This is a genomic window from Ochrobactrum sp. P6BSIII (assembly GCF_014138065.1).
Taxonomy (GTDB): Bacteria; Pseudomonadota; Alphaproteobacteria; order Rhizobiales; family Rhizobiaceae; genus Brucella.
In genome coordinates this window covers 287,844-311,789 of sequence record NZ_JACGXB010000004.1, presented here as the reverse complement: position 1 = coordinate 311,789, position 23,946 = coordinate 287,844, and the positions used below count along the sequence as shown (strand labels likewise).

Here is a 23,946-nt window from a genome sequence, read left to right as displayed (position 1 = left end):
TCTCAACACTAAATTGAATTGCCAGACTGGCAACAAAAAAGGCCGCTTTCGCGGCCTTTTGAGGATATTTTCAATCTCTTAAGCCGAAACGTTGCCCTTCTCGTCCTGACGCTCCGCATAGATGTACAGAGGACGGGCGCTGCCATCCACCACATCACCGGAGATCACGACTTCGCGAACACCTTCCAGTGTCGGCAATTCGAACATCGTATCGAGCAGGATCTTTTCCATGATCGAGCGCAGACCACGAGCACCCGTCTTGCGTTCGACTGCCTTGTTGGCAATGGCGCGCAAGGCGTCGTCGTGGAACACCAGCTCGACATTTTCCATATCGAACAGGCGCTGATACTGCTTCACGAGCGCGTTCTTCGGCTCGGTCAGGATCTGAACCAGTGCATCAACGTCGAGGTCTTCGAGCGTTGCGATAACCGGCAGACGACCGACGAATTCCGGAATGAGACCGAACTTCAGCAAATCTTCCGGTTCCAGCTCACGGAACACCGCACCGATACGACGCTCGTCAACCGAGCGGACCGTTGCGCCGAAGCCGATGGAGGTTTTCTCGCCACGTGCCGAGATGATCTTGTCGAGACCGGCAAAGGCACCGCCACAGATAAACAGGATGTTCGTCGTATCCACCTGCAGGAATTCCTGCTGCGGATGCTTGCGACCGCCCTGCGGAGGAACCGAAGCAACGGTGCCTTCCATGATCTTGAGAAGCGCCTGCTGCACGCCTTCGCCCGATACATCGCGCGTGATGGACGGGTTGTCGGACTTGCGGCTGATCTTGTCCACTTCGTCGATATAGACGATGCCGCGCTGTGCGCGTTCGACGTTGTAATCAGCAGCCTGAAGCAGTTTCAGGATGATGTTTTCAACGTCTTCACCGACATAACCGGCTTCCGTGAGTGTCGTCGCGTCGGCCATGGTGAATGGCACATCAATGATGCGAGCGAGCGTCTGGGCAAGATAGGTCTTGCCGCAGCCGGTCGGACCAACGAGAAGAATATTCGACTTCGCCAGTTCGATATCGTTGCTCTTCGACTGATGCGCGAGACGCTTGTAGTGATTGTGCACCGCGACCGACAGAACGCGCTTGGCATCCTTCTGGCCGATGACGTAGTCGTCAAGAACGGCCATGATTTCCTGCGGCGTAGGCACGCCCTCGCGGGACTTCACCATCGAGGATTTGTTTTCCTCGCGGATGATATCCATGCAGAGTTCGACGCATTCGTCGCAGATGAAAACGGTCGGGCCTGCAATCAGCTTGCGCACTTCATGCTGGCTTTTGCCGCAGAACGAGCAATAAAGCGTATTCTTGGAATCGCCGCCGCTGTTGCTGACTTTGCTCATTGCAGTTTCCTTTCAATAAACCGAAACGAACCTTGGGCTGTTCATTCCGATCGTTTCTTCCGGTTCGGACCCAGTAATGAAGGAAAAACACGCCTTCTACCGGTCACAATGACAGTTGATACGCACTGTCCCTGTAGTCTCTAGGTTTCCGTTCACCGTAGACTCCCCGACCGAAGGAGTCTTTCAGTGACTTTTGCAGAACCTGAACCTTCGAACAAACAAAAAATAAGTTCCCGGCAAAGATTCGGCCTGATCTGACCAACTTTAGCGCCTTGATGCCCAACAGATGCTTAACGCGGCGCGTTAACCTTCACGTTGGTCCAAGAATTGAGCCCCTTTTGTGGCAAAAGGGGCCAAAAATTGGAAGCGAGCCGGATTCAGGCTCACTTCGATTCGTCGGCACTCACATCGCGTGCTTCAACGACCTTGTCGATGAGACCAAATTCGAGCGCTTCCTGAGCGGTCATGAAATGATCGCGGTCGAGCGTGCGTTCGATGGTTTCGTAGTCGCGGCCCGTGTGCTTCACGTAAACTTCGTTCAGACGGCGCTTCATCTTGATGATGTCCTGCGCATGGCGTTCGATATCGGACGCCTGACCCTGGAAGCCGCCCGAAGGCTGGTGAACCATGATGCGGGCATTTGGCAGCGCATAACGCTGGCCGGTTGCACCTGCCGTCAGAAGCAGCGAACCCATCGATGCGGCCTGCCCCATGCAGAGCGTGGATACCGGCGGACGGATGAACTGCATCGTATCGTAGATCGCCATGCCGGACGTCACCACGCCACCCGGCGAGTTGATGTACATGTTGATCTCTTTTTTCGGATTCTCGGCTTCGAGGAACAGAAGCTGCGCGCAAACCAGCATTGACATGCCGTCTTCGACCGGTCCGTTGACGAAGATGATGCGCTCTTTCAGAAGGCGCGAGAAAATATCATAGGCCCGCTCGCCACGGTTGGTCTGCTCGACCACCATCGGCACGAGGTTCATGACGGTTTCAATCGGATCTCTCATTATGGGCCTCTGGATGTAATGATGCGAATTGAGTGGATTTGAATCGTCGGACTACCATACATAGGGCGTTGCGCCCCTGTTCCGCAAGTGGTGCTCGGTTCCTCACGGAATCATGACTAATCCCAGTCGTTTTCCGGCTTCTCCGGCTTGATGCCGCGCTTGTCGTCGAGCGTCCGGCGCGCCACTTCCGTGAGACGTGCGTTGACCCGAACCGAACCGTCTTCCAGGTCTTCGCGCTGCACTTCACTGCCGTGCTCGTAGATCCAGTTCAGTATGTGCAGCTCGAAAGGCGAAAGAACGATATCTATAGCGCCAAGCACGCCCGCTATCCGTGTTTCGATCAGACTAAGCAAGCGGTCAACGCCCTCGCCTGTGATGGCTGACAGGGGTATCGGGCGGCCTTCATCGCCACCGGCAGCGGCCAGACGCAATGCTGCCTCGCGGCCGCTCTCGTCTAGATTGTCGATCTTGTTCCAGATTTCCACGACGCGCTTGCGATCCTGCGGCTCGATACCAAGACCGGCAAGAATGTTCTCGACATCTTCAGCCTGCGCGGCGTTATCCGGATCGGAAATATCGCGCACGTGCAAAATGAGATCGGCTTCCACCACTTCTTCCAGCGTGGCGCGGAAGGCGGCCACCAGATGGTGCGGCAGATTGGAAATGAAGCCCACCGTGTCGGACAGGATGACCGTCTCGCCATGGGGCAGCCGAATGCGACGGAGCGTCGGATCAAGCGTGGCGAAGAGCATATCCTCAGCCAGCACCTCGGCACCCGTCATACGGTTGAACAGCGTTGATTTGCCAGCATTGGTATAACCGACAAGCGCAACAATCGGATGCGGCACCTTGCGTCGCTTCTGGCGATGCAGCGTGCGTGTGCGAACAACTGTTTCAAGCTCGCGCTTGATCTTCAGAATCTTGTCCTGCAGCAGACGACGGTCGGCTTCGATCTGGGTTTCACCCGGGCCGCCAAGGAAGCCGCCGCCACCGCGCTGACGTTCCAAGTGGGTCCAGCTGCGAACCAGACGGCCCTTCTGATAATTCAGATGCGCCAGTTCGACCTGCAACGCACCTTCCTTGGTACGCGCGCGCTCACCAAAAATCTCAAGAATCAGGCCCGTGCGGTCGATGACCTTGACGTTCCATTCCTTTTCGAGATTGCGCTGCTGTACCGGCGTCAGAGCATGATCGACAATGACCAGCCCGATGTCGTTTTCCTTGACCGTATCGGCAATGGCTTCAACCTTGCCTGCGCCAAGCAAAGTTGCGGGCCGCGGATTGGCAATAACCGCGACTTCGGCGTGAATGATTTCAAGATCAATGGCGCGCGCCAGACCGACAGCTTCTTCAAGACGCGCCTCACTGGAACGCTGAAACTGCGTGCGTGCACCATCTTCGCCCGAACCGTTGGCATTATAGCGCTCCGGCAAAATGGGAACGACGACGGCAGCTCTGGTCGGTTCTTGTTCGGAAAGGCCGTAGCCTTTGTTTGCATCGTCTTTATGCGCGTCGAAGGACGACGTGTTTTTATCCTTGAATTTGGACAAATAAATATTCTCCGGGGAGTGCAGAGACATTGCGCTCCATCATCAAGCACAAATAGGTCGCCGCTATGCGTGTTTCAAATAGAAGACGCCCCGGGCGTTAAAGCAAGTATATCCGAGTCCCATGGCTGGAACCCGGAATAATCGCCTAACAAAACATCAGGGCGACGCGACCTCGATGGACGAAACCGCTGCACCCGAATGGAATTCGGAAAGCGTCAGGCTTCCTCACCTTCGAACATCTGAACCGGCTGGCTCGGCATGATCGTCGAAATTGCGTGCTTATAGACAAGCTGCGAATGACCATCGCGGCGCAGCAGCACACAGAAATTGTCGAAAGACGTCACAATACCGGTCAGTTTTACGCCATTGATCAGAAAAATCGTCAGGGAGATCTTCTGTTTGCGTACGGAGTTCAGAAAAAGGTCTTGAAGATTTTGCGATCGTTCAGCCATTGTTTTTATTCCTTTAATCGATCAGCAGCCTGTTCGCGATACGTGAAAGCGGTGAACCCGCTCTATCTCTTTGTTTTCATGCATTTCTCGACCAGCAAAACCGTTAAACACTTTTGCTGGAAATGCCGTTATTCCTTGTCGCATTTCCGAACGCAAAACCGTTTGAGACGTTTGCGGGGAATGCTGTAGACGAGCATGCGCATTTGCATAAATCAAGCACCGGAACGCGAGGTGCCGGTACAGAACTGCAATTGCTGTGGAAAGACAACTGCTTCGCCCTCAGCTTTCGGTTAACAGGATGGGAATCTTTGCGCAACCGACAATTTTGTTGAACACGTGTCAATTATTGGTAGCAAGGTTAGTGTTGCGTGATCAGCTCGCCTTGGAAAGCTCAATATTATCATTGCGTTCAAGCAATGGCCTCACCCGATCCCTCATCCACATGTAAAAACTGCCGGGTTGTAATGAAACAACTGCCTTGTGTTTTTTATGGACATGGAAGCCAATAAAATCCGGATGGTCGAGCGGCTCCAGACCATAGGCCGGATCATAGATGCGTGTCGCATCCTTACCAACCCAATAGTAGAAGTTCTCACGTGGCGCGGCGTTCTTGAAAACCCCGTATTTGCGGGCGAGCCGCGAAATACCATCATTGCCAAAGACCGTAATACCGATGGAGGCCGGCGTGACTTCCTTGCCGATCGCCCGGTAATAGAGCGGCCGCAACTTTCCGCGCCTAAATCCGAGCCATCGCGGCAAAGGATAGGTCGCAGACATATAGGCTTCGAACTCGCCAATGATCGGATGATCATGCGGGAAATAGAGTGCTGATACGCCCACCCGATATTGGTTTTCACGTGCGAGATAGGGCTTTTCCGGGTCTGGATGGAACTGCTTCAGAAGAAACACATCCGTATCAAGCCACACACCCTGCTGATGTTTCATCAGCATGATGCGGAAAATATCACTGAACTGGACAATGGTTCGCGACGAACGGAAAGTCGGATAGCCGGGATCAAGCCGCTTGAACGCGCGTTCCGGCAATATCGTATTGGCGTCGTGCAATTCCACGCCAGCGGGAACATTTTCTATCGGCGCATAGGCAAACAGCTTTACGCGCTGACCCGTCATGACCATCGACGCCAGACAAATCTGATCGACTTCGCGCAAGCGAGGTCCGTACCAAAAGGTACAAATGTCCATAAAAAGCCCCCAAGAAATAAAGCTTGGAGGCTTATATCACTCATACTTAATTAACTATATCAGATTTCTTCGATTAAAAGAATTCGAGGCTGACGCGGAACATCTGTTCCACATGTTTGACGGCCTCTGCCGTGGCAAAAATCACCACCCGATCCTTCGGCTTGATGCGAACATCGCCATTGGGGCGGATAACCTGCCCGTCCCTGTAGATCGCGCCGATTCGCAAACCCACGGGCAAATCCAGATCCCGCAACGGCGCGCCGACGAGCGACGACGTTTCCAGTGCTTCGGCTTCGATGATTTCGGCCATATCGCGATAGACACTGTAAACCGCACGAATACGGCCTCGGCGCACATGCTGGAGGATTTTTGAAACCGTGACCGCCTTCGGATTGATATAGGCGTCGATCCCCACCATGTGGGTGAAATCCTGATAGGCAACCGTATTCAGCAAGGCCATATTGCTTTTGCAGCCAAGGCGTTTCGCCATGATGCTGGAGAGAATATTGACCTGATCCTGATTGGTGAGCGCCACCATCAGATCGGCGTCCTGAATATCGGCTTCTTGCAGCAAGGCCTGATCCAGCGCGCTGCCATGCAGCACCATGGTCCGCTTCAGCTGATCGGCAATCGTGAAAGCGCGCTCATGGTCGCTTTCGATCATCTTCACACGGGTCTGCCATTTCCGGTCTTCGATGGCCTTGGCAACATAAAGCCCGATATTGCCGCCGCCCGCGATAACGATGCGGCGCGCTTCCGGCTTTTCATGCCCGAACAGCGAAAGTGTGCGGCGGACCTGCTCGCGCGTGGTGACAACATAAGCGAGGTCGCCCGCATTCAGCTCATCGGACGAGCGTGGAATGAACAGGTTTTCATTGCGCACGACCCCGACAACCGTTGCCGCCAGATCGGGAAACAGATCGGTCAATTGCTTGAGCGGCGTGTTGATGACCGGGCATTCTTCAAGGCATTCAATGGCAAGGCCAATGACGCGATCATCGGCAAAGCGCAAAACATCCGTCGCGCCCTGCAGAGCGATACGGCGCAGCACCACCTCGCCCACTTCCAGTTCAGGCGAAATGATCACATCAATCGGCAGGTTTTCGCGGAGAAACAGGTCCTGATATTCCGCCTTGAGATAGGATTGGGCGCGAATTCGCGCAATCTTCGTCGGCACATTGAACACCGAATGCGCGACCTGACAGGCGACCATGTTCACTTCGTCGGACAGCGTAACGGCGATGATCATATCCGCTTCATCGGCACCAGCCGCAGCCAGCACATCCGGCTGCGAGCCATGACCAACGAATCCACGCACATCCAGCGTATCACGCACGATTTCGATGTGGCGCGCCGACGTATCAATGACAGAAACGTCGTTTTCCTCGGCGGCCAGTCGTTCGGCTATGCCATAGCCGACCTGCCCCGCTCCGCATACGATCACCCGCATGGCTGCTCCGCTTGTAGAATTACTAAACGCTTATACGCCGAGTGATTTCAATTTACGATGCAAGGCCGAGCGTTCCATGCCGACAAATTCCGCAGTGCGCGAAATATTGCCGCCAAAGCGGTTGATCTGCGCGATCAGATATTCCTTCTCAAAACGCTCGCGCGCTTCGCGCAGTGGCAGAGCCATGATGTGCTGGTCCGATTCCGTCGGCGCACGCGGCAGCGTGTCACCAATTTCGGCAGGCAGAAGATCAGCCGTTACCGGCGCATCCGCATCGTCGCCACGCGCCAGAATCATCAGGCGCTCAACATTGTTGCGCAGCTGGCGAATATTGCCCGGCCAGCTATGAGCCTGAAGCACTGCCATCGCATCCGCGCCGATCTTGCGCGGCTTGATACCCGCCTGCCCGGCGATCTGTGTCATGAAATATTCGACAAGCGACGGAATATCCTCGCGGCGTGCTGCGAGCGGCGGAACCTGAACCGGAACAACCGACAGGCGGTGGAACAGATCTTCACGGAATGTGCCTTCGGCAATCATGCCTTCAAGGTTCTGCGCTGTCGACGAAATGATACGCACATCGACCTTGACGCGTTTCGTGCCGCCGACACGCTCGAACTGTTGATCGACCAGCACGCGCAGAATCTTGTTCTGCGTTTCGCGCGGCATGTCGGCAACTTCATCGAGATAGAGAATGCCGCCATGCGCTTCTTCCAAAGCTCCGACCTTGCGTTCGCCACCATCCATTTCCGTGCCGAAAAGTTCGATCTCCATGCGCTCCGGTGTAATGGTCGCAGCATTCACGGTCACAAACGGTCCGTTGGCGCGGGTCGATTGTGCGTGAATGGCGCGGGCCGCGAGTTCCTTGCCGGCACCCGAGGGGCCAGTGATCATGATGCGGCTGTTGGTGGGCGCAACACGCTCGATGGTCTGCCGCAACTGGCTCATGGCCAGCGATGCACCAATAAGCTCCATGCTTTCGCCAGACCGCTTGCGCAGATTGGACACTTCGCGCTTCAGCTTGGAGGTTTCCAGAGCACGCTCGGCAACGAGGATCAGACGATCCGCCTTGAACGGCTTTTCGATGAAATCGTAAGCACCGCGCCGGATGGCGGAAACCGCCGTCTCGATGTTGCCGTGACCGGAAATCATGACCACCGGCAGATCGGGATGCAACTTCTTGATTTCATCCAGCAGAGCCAGCCCGTCAAGACGGCTGCCCTGGAGCCAAATGTCCAGAAACACCAGTCGCGGCACGCGATCGCCAATAGCCGCCAGTGCGCTATCCGCATCGAATGCGGTACGGGTTTCATGACCCTCATCGCTGAGAATACCAGCTACGAGCTCCCGGATATCCGCTTCGTCATCAACTACAAGAATATCGGCTGCCATATCAATTCACCTGTCCAGCTATCTTTGTGTCGTCATTTCCGTTGGCAGCCTCGGTTACACCGGCCTGCATATCTGGAAAGACCATCCGTATCATTGCGCCACGACCTCCGTGGAAATCCGCTGGCGCGTCATGCAATTCGAGATGTCCGCCGTGATCCTCAACGATCTTGCGGACGATGGCGAGGCCGAGCCCCGTACCCTTTTCACGCGTGGTCATATAAGGCTCAAGCAGCTTCTGACGGTCGTCACCCGGCAAGCCCTTGCCGTTGTCGATCACATCGACAATCAAATTCCCGTCAGCCTTGTATGAATGAATAAGAATATGCCCTTCGCCGCGGTCTTCCTTGGCAACGGCATCAATCGCTTCGCTCGCATTCTTGATGACATTACCGAAAGCCTGACCGATCAGACGGCTGTCAAAAGAACCAGTCAGCTTTTCCGGTCCGAAATTGTTTTCGAACTTAATGTCGCTGCGGCTGACTTCGATCAGGAAGGACGCTTCGCGCAAGGCTTCGCGCATATCCATCTGTCGCATTTCCGGCTTCGGCATACGGGCAAAAGCGGAAAATTCATCGACCATGCGGCCAATATCGCCAACCTGGCGGATAATGGTGTCGGTGCACTGATCGAAGACTTCCCGATCTTCGGTGATGACCTTGCCATAACGACGGCGAATGCGTTCAGCCGAAAGTTGGATCGGGGTCAGCGGATTTTTGATTTCATGCGCGATGCGGCGCGCGACATCAGCCCATGCCGAGGTGCGTTGCGCCTGCACGAGATCAGTGATGTCATCCACCGTCACGACATAAGAATGATCCTCGGATTCAATATCTTCGACCGTGACCTGTACGTTGAAGGTGCGCGCCACGCCGTTGCGCGTCATGCTCACCTGTTCGCGATGCATCGTCTTGTCCGCAGTACGCGCAACTTCAAAGGCCTGACCGATTTCCGGCGCAATGCTGCTGAGGCTCTTGCCCACCGCATCCTGCGATATAACGCCAAACATGTGTTCCGCCGAGCGGTTGAGAATCGAGATGGAACCATCAGTTTCGATGCCGATAACACCCGCCGTAACGCCCGAAAGCACAGCTTCCGAGAAGCGACGGCGCTCGTCGATCTGATCCTTGGCCGCAATCAGTTCGTTGCGCTGGCTCTTCAGCTCCGCAACCATGTTGTTAAAAGTGCCGGACAGTGCACCGACGTCACCATCGGACGAACGAACGGGAACGGAAACATCGAGATCACCGGCCGTCACATCATCGGCTGCACCGATCAGCAGGCGGATTGGGCGCACCAGACGATCCGCAACCGCGATACCGGTCCAGATTGCAGACAGAAGAACGATCAGCGTCAAACCGAAATACAGGAGTGCAAAGGCAATCTGGGTCGGAATGCGGTTTGCATCCATCTCCTGATAACGCTGCGTATTGGCTTCCATCAAACGCATTGCATCGAGAATCTGAGCATCGACTCGACGGACAGTGTAAAGATAAACATCCGGTATCTCGCGCATCTTGATAAGTGCACCGACGTAATTGAGATCGCCGGGCGGGATGATAACGGGCTTTCCATCAGCAGCCGTTTGCAAGGCTGCATGTGGCGGATTAGGCAAGCTGCTTTCCATACCCGTATTGCTTTTGACCACGACGGAGCCGTCTGCGCGCACCAGGAATGCACCGAGCAACCCGCGTCCGCGCGTCTGCAACGTCAGCAATTCAATAAAGCCGCCCCGGTCCAGACTATAAAGTGTGCGCTGCGCATCCAGATCCTGCAGCATCGAGTAAGACGTGCTTTGCAGATTGAGTGCCGTCTCGCGAATATAGGCCGTGGTCAGGCTTTGCGACGAATTCACAATATCGCGCGTATTGGTGTCGAACCACCGGTCCAGACCGAGATTGAGCGTTACCGACGCGACAATGGCCACCACAATCGCCGGAACTGCTGCTATCAAAGAGAACAACGCCACGATACGGACATGTAGCCGCGACGCTGCCTTACCCGAGCGGCGCGCTGTGACGATGCGATAGACCTCGCGGCAAATCAGCAAAATCAGGAACAAAATCAACGCGACATTGATGATGACCAAAGCCAGCGTAACAGTGCGATCAGGTGTGATCGGAGTAATGCCAATCAGAATCGCAAAAGAAATGGACGCCGTAATCAGCGCCGAAACGACGGTGATTATGCCGGGCAATGCCAGAAGCCTGCGCCCCTCGCCCTTGCGCGACGATTGTTCCGTCTTATCCAGATTCGTGGTCAGATTCGCTGCGTCCATATTAACCATGATACCCAATAGCGTTGCATCTATGCAACGCATTGTGGCGAAAATGCAACGTTTGTTTTCGGAGATTGCTGAAAATCAACAGCACACGCATGACGAGCGTTAGCTCGTGAAACGCGGCACACCGGGCAGGCAGAACTTTTATTCCCCTGTTTCCTGCGATGATTGGGAAATCAAAGCGCGCTGCGATCGCAGAAGAGGTCGTCTATTCTTTGACGTTTCCGGACGATGAATTCAAAATTCACTGCATGGAAACAGCTCAGTACATATTCGTACTTATTGCCGCCTCGCCCTTCGTCATCTGGGGCGTCATTCTTTATGGCCTGTCCCTTGCGGTGCCATTAAAGAGCGATCTCGGGGCAAGTCTGGCAGGTGAAGGCACATCAAAAGCGACAGATGGACAATCGTTTTATCTCTCTGAGCTTCCTGATGTTGCTATCGAACATTATTATATTCATCAGACGGAACGAACACCCTATATTTCCAGCTGAAGACCATTCATCTAAAAAGAGATATACAGACATAAATTCAGTAATCGATTGCTGACATGCAATATTGTCTGGAACCAATTGCAAAATAATGCATTCTGTTCGGCACAGTCATACAGGTTCTTTGGCTGATTGACGTGTCCGACCATGTCTCTTCAGACAATTCCCCGGTCGGGCCACCTGTTTTACAACTGGAGTTCGACATGGGCATTTTCGACAAGATCAAGGGCGCCATCTGGGGTCAGGCACAAGCAGCGACACCTGCAACGGAAACGACCGCAACCGCCGAACCGAGCCAGACGACAGCGGCAGCTCCTTCTTCGTCAGCACCTGCTGCTACGGGCGCTGTTGATGTCAGCGCTGTTCTCGATGCAGCGGTGGCAAAAAGCGGTCAGAAGCTCAACTGGAAAACGTCTATCGTCGATCTGATGAAGGCGCTTGGCCTCGACAGCAGCCTGGAACACCGCAAGGAACTCGCCAAGGAACTTGGCTATACCGGTGACACGAGCGATTCCGCGACGATGAATGTGTGGCTGCACAAACAGGTCATTCAGAAGCTCAAGGACAATGGCGGCATTGTGCCTGCCGGCCTTTAATATTTTGCGGTCATAAGGGAACTTATGATCGCATAATACGTTTATAAACAGATGCTTGGAATGAGAAGTTTATCCCATGGATAAGCAATTGTTCCAAGCGTTTGTCGACTGTTCGAACGATCGATCCGATTTCTTGAGGTGTTGCGTAAAGCGCTGACGTTTCGGGAACCTGTTGTCACACATGTTCGTTTCTTTTGCGGGTCCGCTTCTCGGTCCCAACTTTGGAAGACATGTTTCAAGGCTTGGCATAACCAATTGGTACTTGCTGAGCCTGGATTAAAGGAGTGGATCAAATGAGCGGTGCAGGCGTGGGCTGGATTGCAGCCATCATCATAGGTGGCCTTGCTGGCTGGATTGCTTCCAATTTCATGAACAGCAATACCGGCATATTCATGAATATCATTCTGGGCATCATCGGTGCCGCAGTGGCGAGCTTCATATTCGGTTTTCTGGGTGTCTCTTTCGGCGGCTGGCTTGGCTATCTGATTTCCGGCTTTGTCGGCGCCTGTATACTCCTGTGGATTGGACGAATGATCAGCTCATAAAACAAGGCGCCAATGGCGCCTTCTTTGTGCTTACGAGCCGGTCTTACTTGCCAGATACCCCCTTCAGACATCGAACATGGCAAGTGTACGCAACAACGTTTCGAACGTCGCTGGCTGGCTCTGATCCTGCTGCGTATCCGCGACCGTATCAGTTCTTGACGAAGCTTTGCGCACGCTGCTTGGGCTGTAGCCAAATTGCTGCGTGAATGCGCGTGTAAAATTGGCAGCAGAATCAAAGCCGAAAGCCAGAGCAACATCCGCCACCCTTCGATTTTCGCTTGCATCTGCCAGCATGGCATGAGCCCCGAACAGACGCCTTTGCCGAATGTAATTCAGAACGCCGCCCGATCCTTCAAAGAGCTGATAAAGATGTGTGCGTGAAACAGCCAGTTCGCGACTCAGAGCTTCCGGTGTCAGATCGCGCGACATCAGATTTTTTTGGATGAAACGTCTCGCCTTGGTCATCAATCCCAGTTGGGAAATCTGCTCGCTGACATCGATCTTCTTTACGAGTGGCGCAATCGTATCGAATATGATCTGTCGCAGACTGTCCCGCAAACCGGGTAAGTCTTCATTGGTCGCTCGACTGAGGCCATCCTCAAGGCTTGTAACGAAATCGATCAACAGTTTGGCGCGATAACCGCCCAGAGTGACATTATTGCTGGCTTCCGGCATGCCGCCGCGACCGGCAAACTGGTCGACAGGAATGATAAGGGACACAGATTCCGACGCAATGGCCCGCCCCCGAAATGGATAGCCCAACGAGCGCACATCAATCATTCCCGGCTCATTTTCTGCAACACGACCGTCAACGCCTGTCCAGCTATGACCGCTGCGCAAAAAACTGATCTGCCAATGATCAATCGAGCTGAAACGCACCTTTTCCTTTGGACGCTCATAGCTGAATGCCGGTGCGGTCTGCTGGATGAGAAGCATCCCCCCCAGATTCCACACGGCTTGAGTGGCTAAAAAGCCTTCGCCGGGACGAATGCCATCGGGTAGACGCAAGTCGAGCAAGGGTGCCATATGTTGTTGCCAAGCGGAAAACTGCTCAGACGGCTCGCAGCCTTCCGTTGAAAAAACGAGTGGCTCCAATAGGTTGGCGCTACCAGTAACCTCCCCCAACGGAGAAACCGGCGTGCGCACTGATTGCCGACGCTCGACAAATTCCAATTTAAGATCTAGCCCGGTCTTGTCATTGTCTGACGTCACGGCAGTTCCCTGATTTCATCGCCTCACCCAAGCGACGCATTTCGATATTAGACTTTATGCCTAGATAATATCATTGGTAAAAATTAAATAAATCGAATTCGCTGGCGAGAGATTAAATTAGTTTCATGTATAAACGCTACGAAAACTTTCGCTTAAAGCTCCCTTTTAAAAAGTTCGTTCAGCAAAACTCTAGAATTCAAAATTGCGAGTAATTCCAATCACTAAGCATCTTTAGGTGCTACCTGTTATAAACCCTTATTATATTAGAAGATTCTAACAGTAGACAGCCGCGCGCCTTTCATGGGATATATGCGACTGCATCCCATTTAGTGAAAATTGTCCGGAATTTCCGGCAGGAATGTTAAATCGCGCTTGCTACAACACCTCCAAAATAACCAACAGGAGGCAGTCGCATGAACAATGTATTTTTCAATGCTGTACGCCGTGAAAGCGTAAAATGGGTAGCAACGGCGGCAATCGGTCTCGCAGCTTCTTTGTGCCTGTCAGCAAACGCGCAGGCAAAGGACAGCCATAAGCCGAAGAATGACACGCGATCGGTCTATCTCGTCAAGTATCGCGTCAATAACGAAGTCCGTTACAATAAGAACCCGATGGGCAAGGTCGTTAAAGTCTCGGCTTCGCAATATTTCGGCGCCACTCCCTATGTCTGCACGCCGAGCGGCTTTGGTCAAAAGTCGCGCTGCTTCATGCGGGACTGATAATGTCCGTGATCTGGGGCCGACATTTACATCCGTTGATATTCAAGGATGTAAATGTCGGCTTCTAAAGACCACCAGCCCGCCAACTCCGCTCATGCACTCCTAAAGCACGAAGTCGGCGAGCCGGTTTCCCCGCCCGGGATTTATTTGGCTGACGCTTTAATTCGCATCAGTCCTTTGCTGACCAGATCGCCCCGCACGAGCTTTTGCGCTTCATCCGTCGGCTTCGGCGGGTTGTTCCGGAATATGTACCAGTCGCCACCAATGGAACGCTTCTGGTAGATTACGCCTGCCTTCTCGCGGTGCAGAAAGCAGCTTGTATCTCCGCCGCCGCCACCGGATTTATTGCGCCAGTAAGCCTGCATGCAGAGCTTACCGCCGTCGGTCGCGTACCAGCGTCCCTCGCCATAAGACCAGGCCTTGCCCTTCTTGGACCAGGCTGCCAGTTTGTGCCGGTCGGCTGAGAAAAAGCCACCGCCATCCTTCCATTTCCATGTCTTGCCCGCATAGATCGCCTCAAGCGCCTGTGCGGACATTGGTGATGCCGCAGCAGCCATCTTGGCCGTTGCGTCATCTGCTTTTGGCTTCGGTGCTGCTTCGGCGGCACCTGCTACGAGGAGTACGGACAGCGCCGCACTCACGGCTGTGAAACGGATCGAAAACATTTTGCTTTCCTGTCCAATCGTTTAACGGTCGGGGTTAGACGTTTAGTTTAATCCAAAGGATGGTTCGCAACGCGCCAGTCAGGCCGTCCGACACCCCTTGGCCAAGGATAGACTTCGCGGTCGTTGAAATAGACGACAGCAGTCAGTGCCGGGAATTCGGGCTGAGGCTTGTTGGCCTCTGCGGCCCAGGCCCGGACATAATCGTCGCTGCCTTCGTAACCAAGTTCGGCGATAACGATCGGCTTGTTGAATGCCACGACCCGATCGTATCCGGGCTTCGCGCGTTCGACGAAACTCGTGGGGCGTCCAACCTCCAGCTTGTCGTAAGGCTCGTAGCCAAACACCGAGAGGCCAATCACATCCACGAAGGCATCACCGGGATAATAGGCCTGAAGACCCTCTTCTCCCTTTGGCGACCACATATATTTGGCGTTTGGCAAAGTCTTTTTACAAACCTTGACCACATGCTGGTAAGCGGAAATGTATCCCTGCGGCGACCAGTAGGACCAGGTGAACTGTCCAGACTTGTCGTCCATTTCCTGTGCCCAACGAATGGTCACCGGGCTTTTCAGTTTCGACGCTGCCGAACAGACAGCACCCATGTTGGAATCGTAGCGACCATTCTCGATGCCGCTCAACAGCGCATCCGGCGCAACACGCCAGTCACGCGCCCATGACCAGGGTTCGATCGTGATCAGCAACTCGCGACCGCGTTCACGCGCATAGGAATCCGCCTGGGCGAGGCTCGTCAGATCCACATCTTCCCACGGCAAGAACAGATGTTCGATCTTCGAATTGGGATCGTTTGTATAATCCCCGTGTGGATCGTAAGCGCCGGGCTTGATCGAGTTCGGCGTGATGACCGGGCGCTTGTCGTGGAACAGATTACGCGTATCCACCGTCGCACCGGAAACGCCGCTCGCGGCGTAAACGGCAGTGGAGACAAGCGCTCCGCAGAGTAAAATAGAGGCTATTTTATAAGGGGTTTTCATGGCCCCCTCCCTTCTATTGTTTTGGCGATTGCGGAGTTGTTGCTTCCGCTTTCAGCGCGCCATTCTTTTGTTCCGTTGAAAGGCTGATGGATACGAGTTTGCGTGCTTCATCCTCGGCGCGTCCGTCGGCATGACGGAAGACGTACCAAACGCCATCCGGCTCGCGCTTCTGATAGACCACGCCATCACCGATACGGTGCGAGAAGCATGTCTTGACTGGAAACTTGCCCTGATCGGTATGCCAGTCAGCCTTCAGGCACATCAGCCCGGTCTTGGTGATCATCCAGCGACCTTCGGCCCAGGCTTTGCCCTTTTCGCCATCAACGCGCGCGGTGAAGCGACGATCCGTGATCTGCATCTGACCCGACCCATCGGCCCATTGCCAGTTCTTGTCACGGTAAAGCGTGTAGATTTCAAACGGCGTCATCACACGCGTACCGGCAGGTGTGTTGTCACCGGGCATGGTCGCAGCCTCGGCAGCACCAGCGGCAAGCCCCATAAGGCCAGCCATCAGGGCAAGAGGTGTCAGGGCCAGCTTGCTCCGGCGGCTGAAATAGCGGCCGGTATCAAATATCGATAGTTTCATTTGATCCTCCCACAATTTTGAGATTGCGCGCGCCCGCCTGGGGTTCTTGTGGTGGGCGGACGCGCGCCTGCGGCAGCAACGTTGTTGGTTTTATTTCCTGCCGCAGATGAACGGGGCGACCGATGGTCGAAACACGAAATCCAAGTCTTTCGGCCGCAGTTCGGGAAAAGACGTTTCTAAGGTCAACGAGAACTGCCTGATGCATCAGGCGCTTCATGCGAGCGAGATCAAGCTTGCGAATGCTGTCCCATTCGGTCACGACGACCGCAGCATCCGCATCGGCAACGCAGTCATAGGCGTTCTCGAAAAACTCCACATCGGTCAGGATGCGGCGCGCATTCTCGATGCCAACCGGATCGTGTGCCTGAATGCGCGCACCGAAACGCTGCAAGGTTTCGATCAGCGGAATGGACGGCGCATCGCGCATATCGTCCGTATCCGGCTTGAAGGTCAGACCGAGAACAGCAATGGTTCGGCCTTCGATATCGCCGCCGAGTGCATCCATGACCTTCAGCGCCATGCGGCGCTTGCGCGCTTCATTTGCGGTCACGGTTTCCTCGACCAGACGCAGGGCCACGCCGTGGTCCTGTGCGGTCCGCAGCAGAGCAATCGTGTCCTTGGGGAAGCAAGAGCCGCCATAGCCCGGACCCGCATTCAGAAAACTGGTGCCGATCCGCTTGTCCAGCCCCATGCCCAAAGCCAGATCGGTAACGTCGCTGCCCACTTCCTCGCAGAGATCGGCGAGTTCGTTGATGAAGGTGATCTTGGTGGCGAGGAACGCATTGGCCGCATATTTGATCAGTTCGGATGTACGGCGCTGCGTCACCACGATGGGCGTCTGGTTTGCTTCAAGCGGCGCGCTGTAAAGCTCGACGAGAAGCTTGCGCGCCCGCTCGTCCTCGACGCCGATTACCACGCGGTCCGGTTCCAGAAAGTCGCGAATGGCAACGCCTTCCCGCAGGAATTCGGGATTGGAGGCAACCGAGAAGGTTCCCGGCTTGCGCACTGAACCAATGATCTTCTGCACCACATCGCCGGTGCCCACCGGAACGGTTGACTTCACGACAACAACCACATTGTCATCAATCAACGGTGCGAGTTCACGGGCGGCCATATAGACAAACGACAGGTCGGCATCGCCATGTCCGGCACGTGCTGGCGTGCCGACAGCGATCAGCACGAGCTGCGCGCCCTTGACGGCTTCCGCAAGATTGCAGGTGAAGCTGAGACGGCCAAAGGCGAAGTTGCGCTCGACCAGTTCATCAAGCCCCGGTTCGTAAATGGGCACAACGCCGCGTTCCAGTCCGGAAATCTTCTGCGCATCCTTGTCCACGCAGACAACCTCATGTCCCCAGGCGGCGAAGCAGGTGCCGCTGACCAAACCGACATAACCCGTTCCAATGACAGCGATCTTCATAACAAGTCCCGCCTCTCCGCTAATTGTTATCGTTGCTCGACCCGTTGAACGGGTTCTTGCGCCAACGAGGGTTGAATATTGTCTTGTGAGTGTCGCGTCCGCCGACGCCTGCTCCAGCTACCGAGAATTGGTCGTCGAATACTGAAAAGCTCAACGTGCCCCAGGTCAGAGCTTCAATGCCGTCGCGGCCCCGTTCAGCGGTCGTAAAACCTGTGACCATGACGAGCGCCATAAAGCTGCTTGCGAGGACCGGCTGATAGAACCGGCTTTGCATCCGCACCTTGTTTTCACGCGCATGCTGCACAATGATCATACCGATCAGAAACAGGTAGAAGCACGCATTGATGATGGCGAAGACGTAGAAGCCGCGTGTTTGATCAGCGTCGTCGACCAACAGAACCGGAACCAGCGACAGCATGGAGATGAAGGCATAGGGTGCCAGCACTCGGAATGGCACTGGATCGACTTCTGATGAGCCCTTCGGCGTAACGCGGAAGTCGACGAATGAACCCGTTGCCCAGTCACGAAATGCTGCGAAGGTTCCAGCCAACACCCAGGGCCAACGCGCCAGCAGAAACAGCATCGCTTCCCAGCTGAAAATCTTGCCGTCGACCGGACGAAATGTCTTGCTCGACCGCCACCAGAACGCGAGGAACAAAATCATCAGCGACTGCGGCATAAAGTGAAGCAGAAAATCCGGATATGTGACGCTGACAAAATTATCGCCGTAGGCAAGGATAATGATCGGCAGCAAGAAGGTCATAGCCAGGAAGAACGCATAGAGCGGATACCAGACCTGTGAAAACAGAAACTGGAACTTTAGACGCAGTGGCAAACGGCTGATCAGCTTCGGTGTGTACTGCAAAAGGATCATGACCAGACTGCGCGACCACTGAAACTCCTGCGTTACAAGGTCACCAAACGTGCGCGGACCATCGCCATGGGCAATCGCATCCAATGCGTGGACGCCACGCCAGCCATGCGCATTCATGAACAGGGTCGTCGAATGATCTTCGGCAAGTTCGGGACCAAGGCCGCCGATTTCCTTCAGAGCCGCTGTACGCACTGCATAATGTGAACCGATACACACAGGCGCAAAGCCGCCATTGTAACCCGCCTGCAACGAGCCATGCATGCTCGCCTCAACATAGAGACGTCCGCGTGCCGACCAGCTTTCATGTGCATTGCGATCACAGATGCTTGGCGCTGAAACATAGCCGATTGCCGGGTCCGCGAACGGACGCAGAATGTTGTAGAGATAATCCGGTTCTGGCACATGGTCCGCATCGAGCTGCGATACGAAGTCATAGCGTTCATAGCCGTAATGATCATAGAAGAACGCCAGATTGCCTTCCTTGCACCGCGTACGGCGTGGCCAGGTTTGCCGGTGATAATCCGCACGTCCCTTGCGCGTCGAAACAAACACACCATGCTCACGGCACCAGGCCAACGTTGATGGCGATGGATCTTCATCGGCAAGCCAGGTGTCATGCGGCACTTTCTGAGCCAGCATCGCAAGCAGTGTTTCCGACACCACTTCAAACGGTTCGGACGGTGCCTTGGTGACCACCATGGCCACGCGGCTTCCTTCCGGCAGCCGCAGCGGGCCGGACGGGCGCGCAGCATGGAAGAAAATCAGGATAAAATAGAGCGGCAGGATGGTTATCCAGGCCAAAAGCGCTGTCACCAGAACAGAACCAACCGGATGGATGTGTTCGGCGCTGATCAGCCACCACTGCCAGAAATAGGCGATAGCCATGGCCCAGAGAACGATGCCGACAATATATTCAACCCGCTTGCGGCCGGTGAAAATGGGCGTCAGCAATGGTTCCTTGTTGTCCGCAACCAGAGGAATCCGGGGCGTCTTCATGATCGCGCCTCCAGACCGAAGAATGGAGCAGCAGTACGAATAATCGTGTCGAGATCGGAATGGAGCGTTGTGAAGCCAAGCTTTGCTGCTGCTTCCGCCGGATCGGCGTAAAGTGCTGGCGGATCGCCTGCACGACGCGCGCGCATTTCGACCGGCACCTGACGTCCCGTAACGCGCCCGATGGCATCAACGATTTCCTTGATCGACGTGCCGCGTCCAGTTCCAAGATTGAGAACCAGATTACCGCCGCCATTGACCAGATGTTCGACCGCCAGCACGTGAGCCCGCGCCAGATCGACAACATGGATATAGTCGCGAATGCAGGTGCCGTCCGGCGTGTCGTAATCATCACCGAAAACTTCAAGCACATCGGCGCTTCCAGCTGCAGCCAGCATGGCGCGCGGAATAAGATGGGTTTCAGGATCGTGCTTTTCGCCCAGTTCCCCGTCGATATCGGCGCCGCAAGCGTTGAAATAACGCAGCGCCGCATAACGCATTCCGTAGGCTGCCGAATAATCGGCAAGCATATGCTCAGCGATCAGCTTGGTCCGCCCATAAGGATTGATTGGACGCTGCACCTCGCCTTCCCGGATCGGCAAGCGATCGGGAACACCATAGGTAGCGCAGCTGGACGAGAAGATGACCGGACGACCGCCCGTCAAACGGCACGCTTCCAGAAGCGATTGCGTGCCGCAGACATTGTTCCGGTAATACTTAGCCGGGTCCGTGACGGATTCTCCGACATAAGCCGAAGCCGCAAAGTGAATGACTGCAACAGGATCGTAGGTCTCAATCGCCGCGATGAGCTTGTCCTGCGAGAGAATATCGCCTTCGACGAATTCACCCCAACGTACCGAAGCCTTATGACCAGTCGACAGATTGTCATAGACGACCGGTGAAAAACCGTGCCCGGCCAAAAGCTTGGCCGTATGGCTACCGATAAAGCCAGCACCGCCGGCAACGAGTACGTTTTGCTGGGTCATCATGCCACCTCAACAAGCTCTCCCGAAGGTCGGACCAGCTGGCGCTCAAAGTAGGAGATCGTCGACTTCAGACCTTCTGTCAGGGCAATCGCCGGTTCCCAGCCAAGCTCGCGCTTGGCAACCGTGATGTCCGGGCGACGCTGGCGCGGGTCATCCGTTGGCAACGGGCGTTGCACAATTCGCGATGACGAACCGGTCAGAGCGATGATCTGTTCAGCCAGTTCACGCACTGTGAACTCACCGGGATTGCCGAGATTGACCGGCGTGTGGATGGCAGGTTGGCTGCCCATCAGGCGGCAGAAACCTTCAATAAGATCATCGACATAGCAGAAGGAGCGCGTCTGGGAACCATCGCCATAGATGGTGATATCGTCGCCCTTGAGGGCTTGTACGATGAAGTTGGATACGACGCGGCCATCATCCGGGCGCATGCGCGGACCATAGGTGTTGAAGATGCGCACGATGCGAATATCGACGCCGTATTGCTTATGGAAATCATAAAACAGCGTTTCAGCCGACCGCTTGCCTTCGTCGTAGCAAGAGCGCGGGCCGAACGAATTGACATTGCCCCAATAAGATTCCGGCTGCGGATGCACCTGGGGATCGCCATAGACTTCTGATGTAGAAGCCTGAAAAATCCGGGCCTGATAATGAGCAGCAAGTTCGAGCAGATTGAGCGAGCCGATAACGCTCGTCTTCATCGTGTGAACCGGATCGGCCTGGTAATGCGGCGGCGAAGCCGGGCATGCCAGATTGTAGATTTCATCAACCGGCAGATCGAGCGGATGCACAATGTCATGGCGAACGAAGCTGAATGTGTCGTAGCGCAGCAGATTGCGCAGGTTTTCGATACGACCCGTGGAAAAATTATCGACACAGATAACGAAATTACCTTCGCGCAGGAGCCGTTCGCAAAGATGCGAGCCCAGGAACCCTGCTCCGCCAGCAACGAGAATACGACGCGTTGACATGCGTTCAGCGGATATACTCGAAGATTTGAAGATGATGCTCACAAAAACCTCCCGCGATACTCATCCGGTTTATGTCAATTCTTCAAACGCAAAGAGACACCCCAGCAGCCACAGAGATGTGGACACCATAATCATTGGTTTTGGATGTTCTTTATTGGATGATTGACGATAACCGCGCCGGTTGGCTCTGTCGTTAGCGTAGAATCCTGAAACTTGTCTCCACGTCCAATTTTTCTATAAAACGGCGCGTTTTGTACTTTTTTGGACAAGAAAATTGAATTTTGAAAACTTTAAAACCGATCAATCCGGCCGAAAAAAATCTAATGTGATTGACACTTTCAATGGCGATTTTGATGCCCAGCAAGGTGATTTTCGCGAATCGTCGACTCGAAAAATCAACGCAATAATACGCACTGTAATATTTGTTTATATTTCAATTTAATTCATTAGAGGTGGCATAGATTTGCATATAAAATATTTCATATTCTGAACCCTCGGCAGCAGCCCTACAGCAAAGATTTCGGCGCTATAACCTCACCCACGTCTCTACGTATTCATATTTGCAGCCTTTATCCATATACGGGTTTACATTAGCTTGCGCGCATTCTTGAGGTGATGAGGAGGAGACACATCGGGATGAGTGCTGCACATATTGATACTGCTGTTCGAAAGGCCACCCGGCGATTGCTGCCATTTCTGGCGCTGATGCTGATCATGGCCTTTCTGGATCGCGCGAATATCGGCTTTGCCAAGAAGGAATTCCAACTCGATACGGGTTTGAGCGACGCCGCCTATGCTTTCGGAGCGGGTATATTCTTCATCGGTTACGCTCTGTTTGAAGTGCCGAGCAATATTATCCTGCACAAAGTCGGAGCACGGCTCTGGCTTAGCCGCATCATGATCAGCTGGGGCCTCGTATCCGCAGCGATGATGTTCGCCCATACGGAAACCGTGTTCTACACGCTGCGTTTTCTGCTGGGCGTTTGCGAAGCCGGTTTTTATCCCGGTGTGCTGCTCTATCTAACCTACTGGTTTCCAGCGAAGGAACGCGCAAAGGCGACGGGCCTGTTCTATCTGGGCGTACCGCTTGCTCTGGTGCTGGGCAGCCCCCTGTCCGGCTGGCTGCTCACACATCACGGCGTTTTCGGACTGACCAACTGGCAATGGATGTTCCTTGTCGAGGGTCTTGGCGCCTCGCTCATGGGCATCATCGCACTCTTCTATCTGACCGACCGGCCTGAAAAGGCAAGCTGGCTCACACCAGAAGAAAGAGACGCGCTGACCACTGTCGTGAAGGCAGAAGAAGCCGCCAAGGAAAACACCCACAAACATTCGGCGCTTTCTGTTCTGAAAGACGCCAGAGTGTGGGCGTTTATCGCGATCTACTTTTTCCTGCAGATCGGCACCGCGCCGCTGACATTCTACTTCCCGTCGCGATTCGCTGATGCGGCATCGGGTGGCGAGATGAACCTCTTCATCGGCACGCTGTTGAGCCTGCCGTGGCTGTGTTCGGTGATTGCAACCCGCTATTTCACCGTGCTTGCGGACAATACCGGCAAACACCGGCTTATCTGCGCCCTGATGGTTACCGCGGGCACCATCGCTTTGGGCATGATCGGCCTAACTGGAAACGCATGGATCATGCTGATTGCAGCATGTATTGCGGTGCCGGGGCTAACGGCATCACAGCCGGTTTTCTGGAGCCTCCCGACGCGCTATCTCGGTGGTGTCGGCGCGGCAAGCGGTATCGCCTTCATCGTATCCATCGGCAATCTGGGCGCATTCTTCGCGCCTCAGATCAAGAACTGGGCCGATGTTGCCGTCGGCAATCATGATGCCGGTTTCTATGTTCTGGCTCTTCTTTGCGCCCTCGCCATCGTGGTGCTGGTCGGACTGCGTGCATGGAATGGCGGTAACGAACTCGCAAAGCGCCCTGCATAACCACTTCAACAAACAGGCTCCTGGCTGACCTTTCGGCCAGGAGTTTCACGCCGCGTTACTCATTCATGCAGCCCGCATCAGATTTAGTCTGGTTTATGAAAATAAGTCATTGATGCGATTGCGTGGTTCAGCTAGAAACGCGGCAGATCAGGCTTTCAGCCGTCCAGTGTGCACCCGTAGCTCAGCTGGATAGAGTGCTGCCCTCCGAAGGCAGAGGTCACAGGTTCGAATCCTGTCGGGTGCGCCATTTCTCAATCAGCTTTCAAA

General features: G+C 54.6%; 21 protein-coding genes and 1 tRNA gene. 6 read left to right on the top strand and 16 right to left on the bottom strand.

Annotated features, from left to right (window positions below):
- Positions 1-78: 78 nt before the first annotated feature.
- The 8 genes from clpX to FHW00_RS07840 form a co-directional block, all read right to left on the bottom strand.
- Complete coding sequence (gene clpX / locus FHW00_RS07875; protein ID WP_078338598.1) at positions 79-1,353, bottom strand: ATP-dependent Clp protease ATP-binding subunit ClpX; 1,275 nt, start codon at positions 1,351-1,353, stop codon at positions 79-81.
- A 383-nt stretch (positions 1,354-1,736) separates the two neighbouring features.
- A complete protein-coding gene (gene clpP / locus FHW00_RS07870; RefSeq protein ID WP_078338597.1) occupies positions 1,737-2,366 on the bottom strand; it encodes an ATP-dependent Clp endopeptidase proteolytic subunit ClpP in 630 nt (209 codons plus the stop codon).
- Positions 2,367-2,482: 116 nt separating this feature from the next.
- On the bottom strand, positions 2,483-3,916 hold the full coding sequence (gene hflX, locus FHW00_RS07865) for a GTPase HflX (RefSeq protein WP_078338596.1): 1,434 nt from the start codon (positions 3,914-3,916) through the stop codon (positions 2,483-2,485).
- A gap of 215 nt (positions 3,917-4,131) precedes the next feature.
- Positions 4,132-4,368, bottom strand: a complete 237-nt coding sequence (gene hfq, locus FHW00_RS07860; RefSeq protein ID WP_002964239.1) for an RNA chaperone Hfq — start codon at positions 4,366-4,368, stop codon at positions 4,132-4,134.
- A gap of 372 nt (positions 4,369-4,740) precedes the next feature.
- Positions 4,741-5,571, bottom strand: coding sequence for a glycosyltransferase (locus tag FHW00_RS07855; RefSeq protein WP_078338595.1), 831 nt, complete (start codon positions 5,569-5,571; stop codon positions 4,741-4,743).
- 73 nt (positions 5,572-5,644) lie between these two features.
- Complete coding sequence (gene trkA, locus FHW00_RS07850; protein WP_078338594.1) at positions 5,645-7,021, bottom strand: Trk system potassium transporter TrkA; 1,377 nt, start codon at positions 7,019-7,021, stop codon at positions 5,645-5,647.
- Between the two features lie 30 nt (positions 7,022-7,051).
- Positions 7,052-8,413, bottom strand: coding sequence for a nitrogen assimilation response regulator NtrX (ntrX, locus tag FHW00_RS07845; protein ID WP_078338593.1), 1,362 nt, complete (start codon positions 8,411-8,413; stop codon positions 7,052-7,054).
- Between the two features lies 1 nt (position 8,414).
- Positions 8,415-10,730: a sensor histidine kinase NtrY-like gene (locus tag FHW00_RS07840; protein ID WP_078338592.1), complete on the bottom strand. Its 2,316-nt coding sequence runs from the start codon at positions 10,728-10,730 to the stop codon at positions 8,415-8,417.
- A 125-nt stretch (positions 10,731-10,855) separates the two neighbouring features.
- Between FHW00_RS07840 and FHW00_RS07835 the strand changes: the two genes are divergently transcribed.
- The 3 genes from FHW00_RS07835 to FHW00_RS07825 all read left to right on the top strand — a co-directional run bounded on the left by FHW00_RS07835 (position 10,856) and on the right by FHW00_RS07825 (position 12,323).
- Positions 10,856-11,185: a hypothetical protein gene (locus FHW00_RS07835; protein ID WP_078338591.1), complete on the top strand. Its 330-nt coding sequence runs from the start codon at positions 10,856-10,858 to the stop codon at positions 11,183-11,185.
- Positions 11,186-11,385: 200 nt separating this feature from the next.
- The gene (locus tag FHW00_RS07830) at positions 11,386-11,778 is read left to right on the top strand and encodes a DUF3597 domain-containing protein (protein WP_078338590.1); all 393 of its coding nucleotides are present in this window, start codon (positions 11,386-11,388) and stop codon (positions 11,776-11,778) included.
- A 293-nt stretch (positions 11,779-12,071) separates the two neighbouring features.
- Entirely contained in the window at positions 12,072-12,323 is a 252-nt protein-coding gene (locus FHW00_RS07825) for a GlsB/YeaQ/YmgE family stress response membrane protein (protein WP_078338589.1), read from the top strand.
- Positions 12,324-12,386: 63 nt separating this feature from the next.
- On the opposite strand, the gene FHW00_RS07820 is transcribed toward FHW00_RS07825, so the two are convergent.
- Positions 12,387-13,535: a helix-turn-helix domain-containing protein gene (locus FHW00_RS07820; protein ID WP_078338588.1), complete on the bottom strand. Its 1,149-nt coding sequence runs from the start codon at positions 13,533-13,535 to the stop codon at positions 12,387-12,389.
- A gap of 413 nt (positions 13,536-13,948) precedes the next feature.
- On the opposite strand from FHW00_RS07820, the gene FHW00_RS07815 reads away from it, so the two are divergent.
- Positions 13,949-14,254: a hypothetical protein gene (locus FHW00_RS07815; RefSeq protein WP_078338587.1), complete on the top strand. Its 306-nt coding sequence runs from the start codon at positions 13,949-13,951 to the stop codon at positions 14,252-14,254.
- Between the two features lie 143 nt (positions 14,255-14,397).
- On the opposite strand, the gene FHW00_RS07810 is transcribed toward FHW00_RS07815, so the two are convergent.
- The 7 genes from FHW00_RS07810 to FHW00_RS07780 are packed head-to-tail and all read right to left on the bottom strand — an operon-like array spanning position 14,398 to position 21,780.
- The gene (locus tag FHW00_RS07810; RefSeq protein WP_078338586.1) at positions 14,398-14,919 is read right to left on the bottom strand and encodes a DUF995 domain-containing protein; all 522 of its coding nucleotides are present in this window, start codon (positions 14,917-14,919) and stop codon (positions 14,398-14,400) included.
- A gap of 47 nt (positions 14,920-14,966) precedes the next feature.
- A complete protein-coding gene (locus FHW00_RS07805; RefSeq protein ID WP_078338585.1) occupies positions 14,967-15,911 on the bottom strand; it encodes a glycoside hydrolase family 26 protein in 945 nt (314 codons plus the stop codon).
- A gap of 13 nt (positions 15,912-15,924) precedes the next feature.
- Positions 15,925-16,497, bottom strand: coding sequence for a DUF995 domain-containing protein (locus FHW00_RS07800; RefSeq protein WP_078338584.1), 573 nt, complete (start codon positions 16,495-16,497; stop codon positions 15,925-15,927).
- Positions 16,478-17,914 (bottom strand): UDP-glucose dehydrogenase family protein, encoded by a 1,437-nt coding sequence (locus FHW00_RS07795; RefSeq protein ID WP_078338583.1) that lies wholly within the window; start codon positions 17,912-17,914, stop codon positions 16,478-16,480. Before FHW00_RS07795 ends, FHW00_RS07800 begins: the two co-directional genes overlap by 20 nt.
- 19 nt (positions 17,915-17,933) lie before the next feature.
- Complete coding sequence (locus FHW00_RS07790) at positions 17,934-19,784, bottom strand: glycosyltransferase family 2 protein (protein WP_113533558.1); 1,851 nt, start codon at positions 19,782-19,784, stop codon at positions 17,934-17,936.
- Positions 19,781-20,767, bottom strand: coding sequence for a UDP-glucose 4-epimerase GalE (galE, locus tag FHW00_RS07785; protein ID WP_078338657.1), 987 nt, complete (start codon positions 20,765-20,767; stop codon positions 19,781-19,783). The genes FHW00_RS07790 and galE overlap by 4 nt, the downstream gene beginning before the upstream one ends.
- The gene (locus tag FHW00_RS07780; protein ID WP_078338582.1) at positions 20,767-21,780 is read right to left on the bottom strand and encodes a UDP-glucuronic acid decarboxylase family protein; all 1,014 of its coding nucleotides are present in this window, start codon (positions 21,778-21,780) and stop codon (positions 20,767-20,769) included. Before FHW00_RS07780 ends, galE begins: the two co-directional genes overlap by 1 nt.
- 594 nt (positions 21,781-22,374) lie before the next feature.
- Between FHW00_RS07780 and FHW00_RS07775 the strand changes: the two genes are divergently transcribed.
- Together FHW00_RS07775 and FHW00_RS07770 are read left to right on the top strand one after the other, a co-directional pair.
- Complete coding sequence (locus FHW00_RS07775) at positions 22,375-23,679, top strand: MFS transporter (protein WP_078338581.1); 1,305 nt, start codon at positions 22,375-22,377, stop codon at positions 23,677-23,679.
- Positions 23,680-23,849: 170 nt separating this feature from the next.
- A tRNA-Arg gene (locus tag FHW00_RS07770) sits at positions 23,850-23,926 on the top strand.
- Positions 23,927-23,946: the final 20 nt, after the last annotated feature.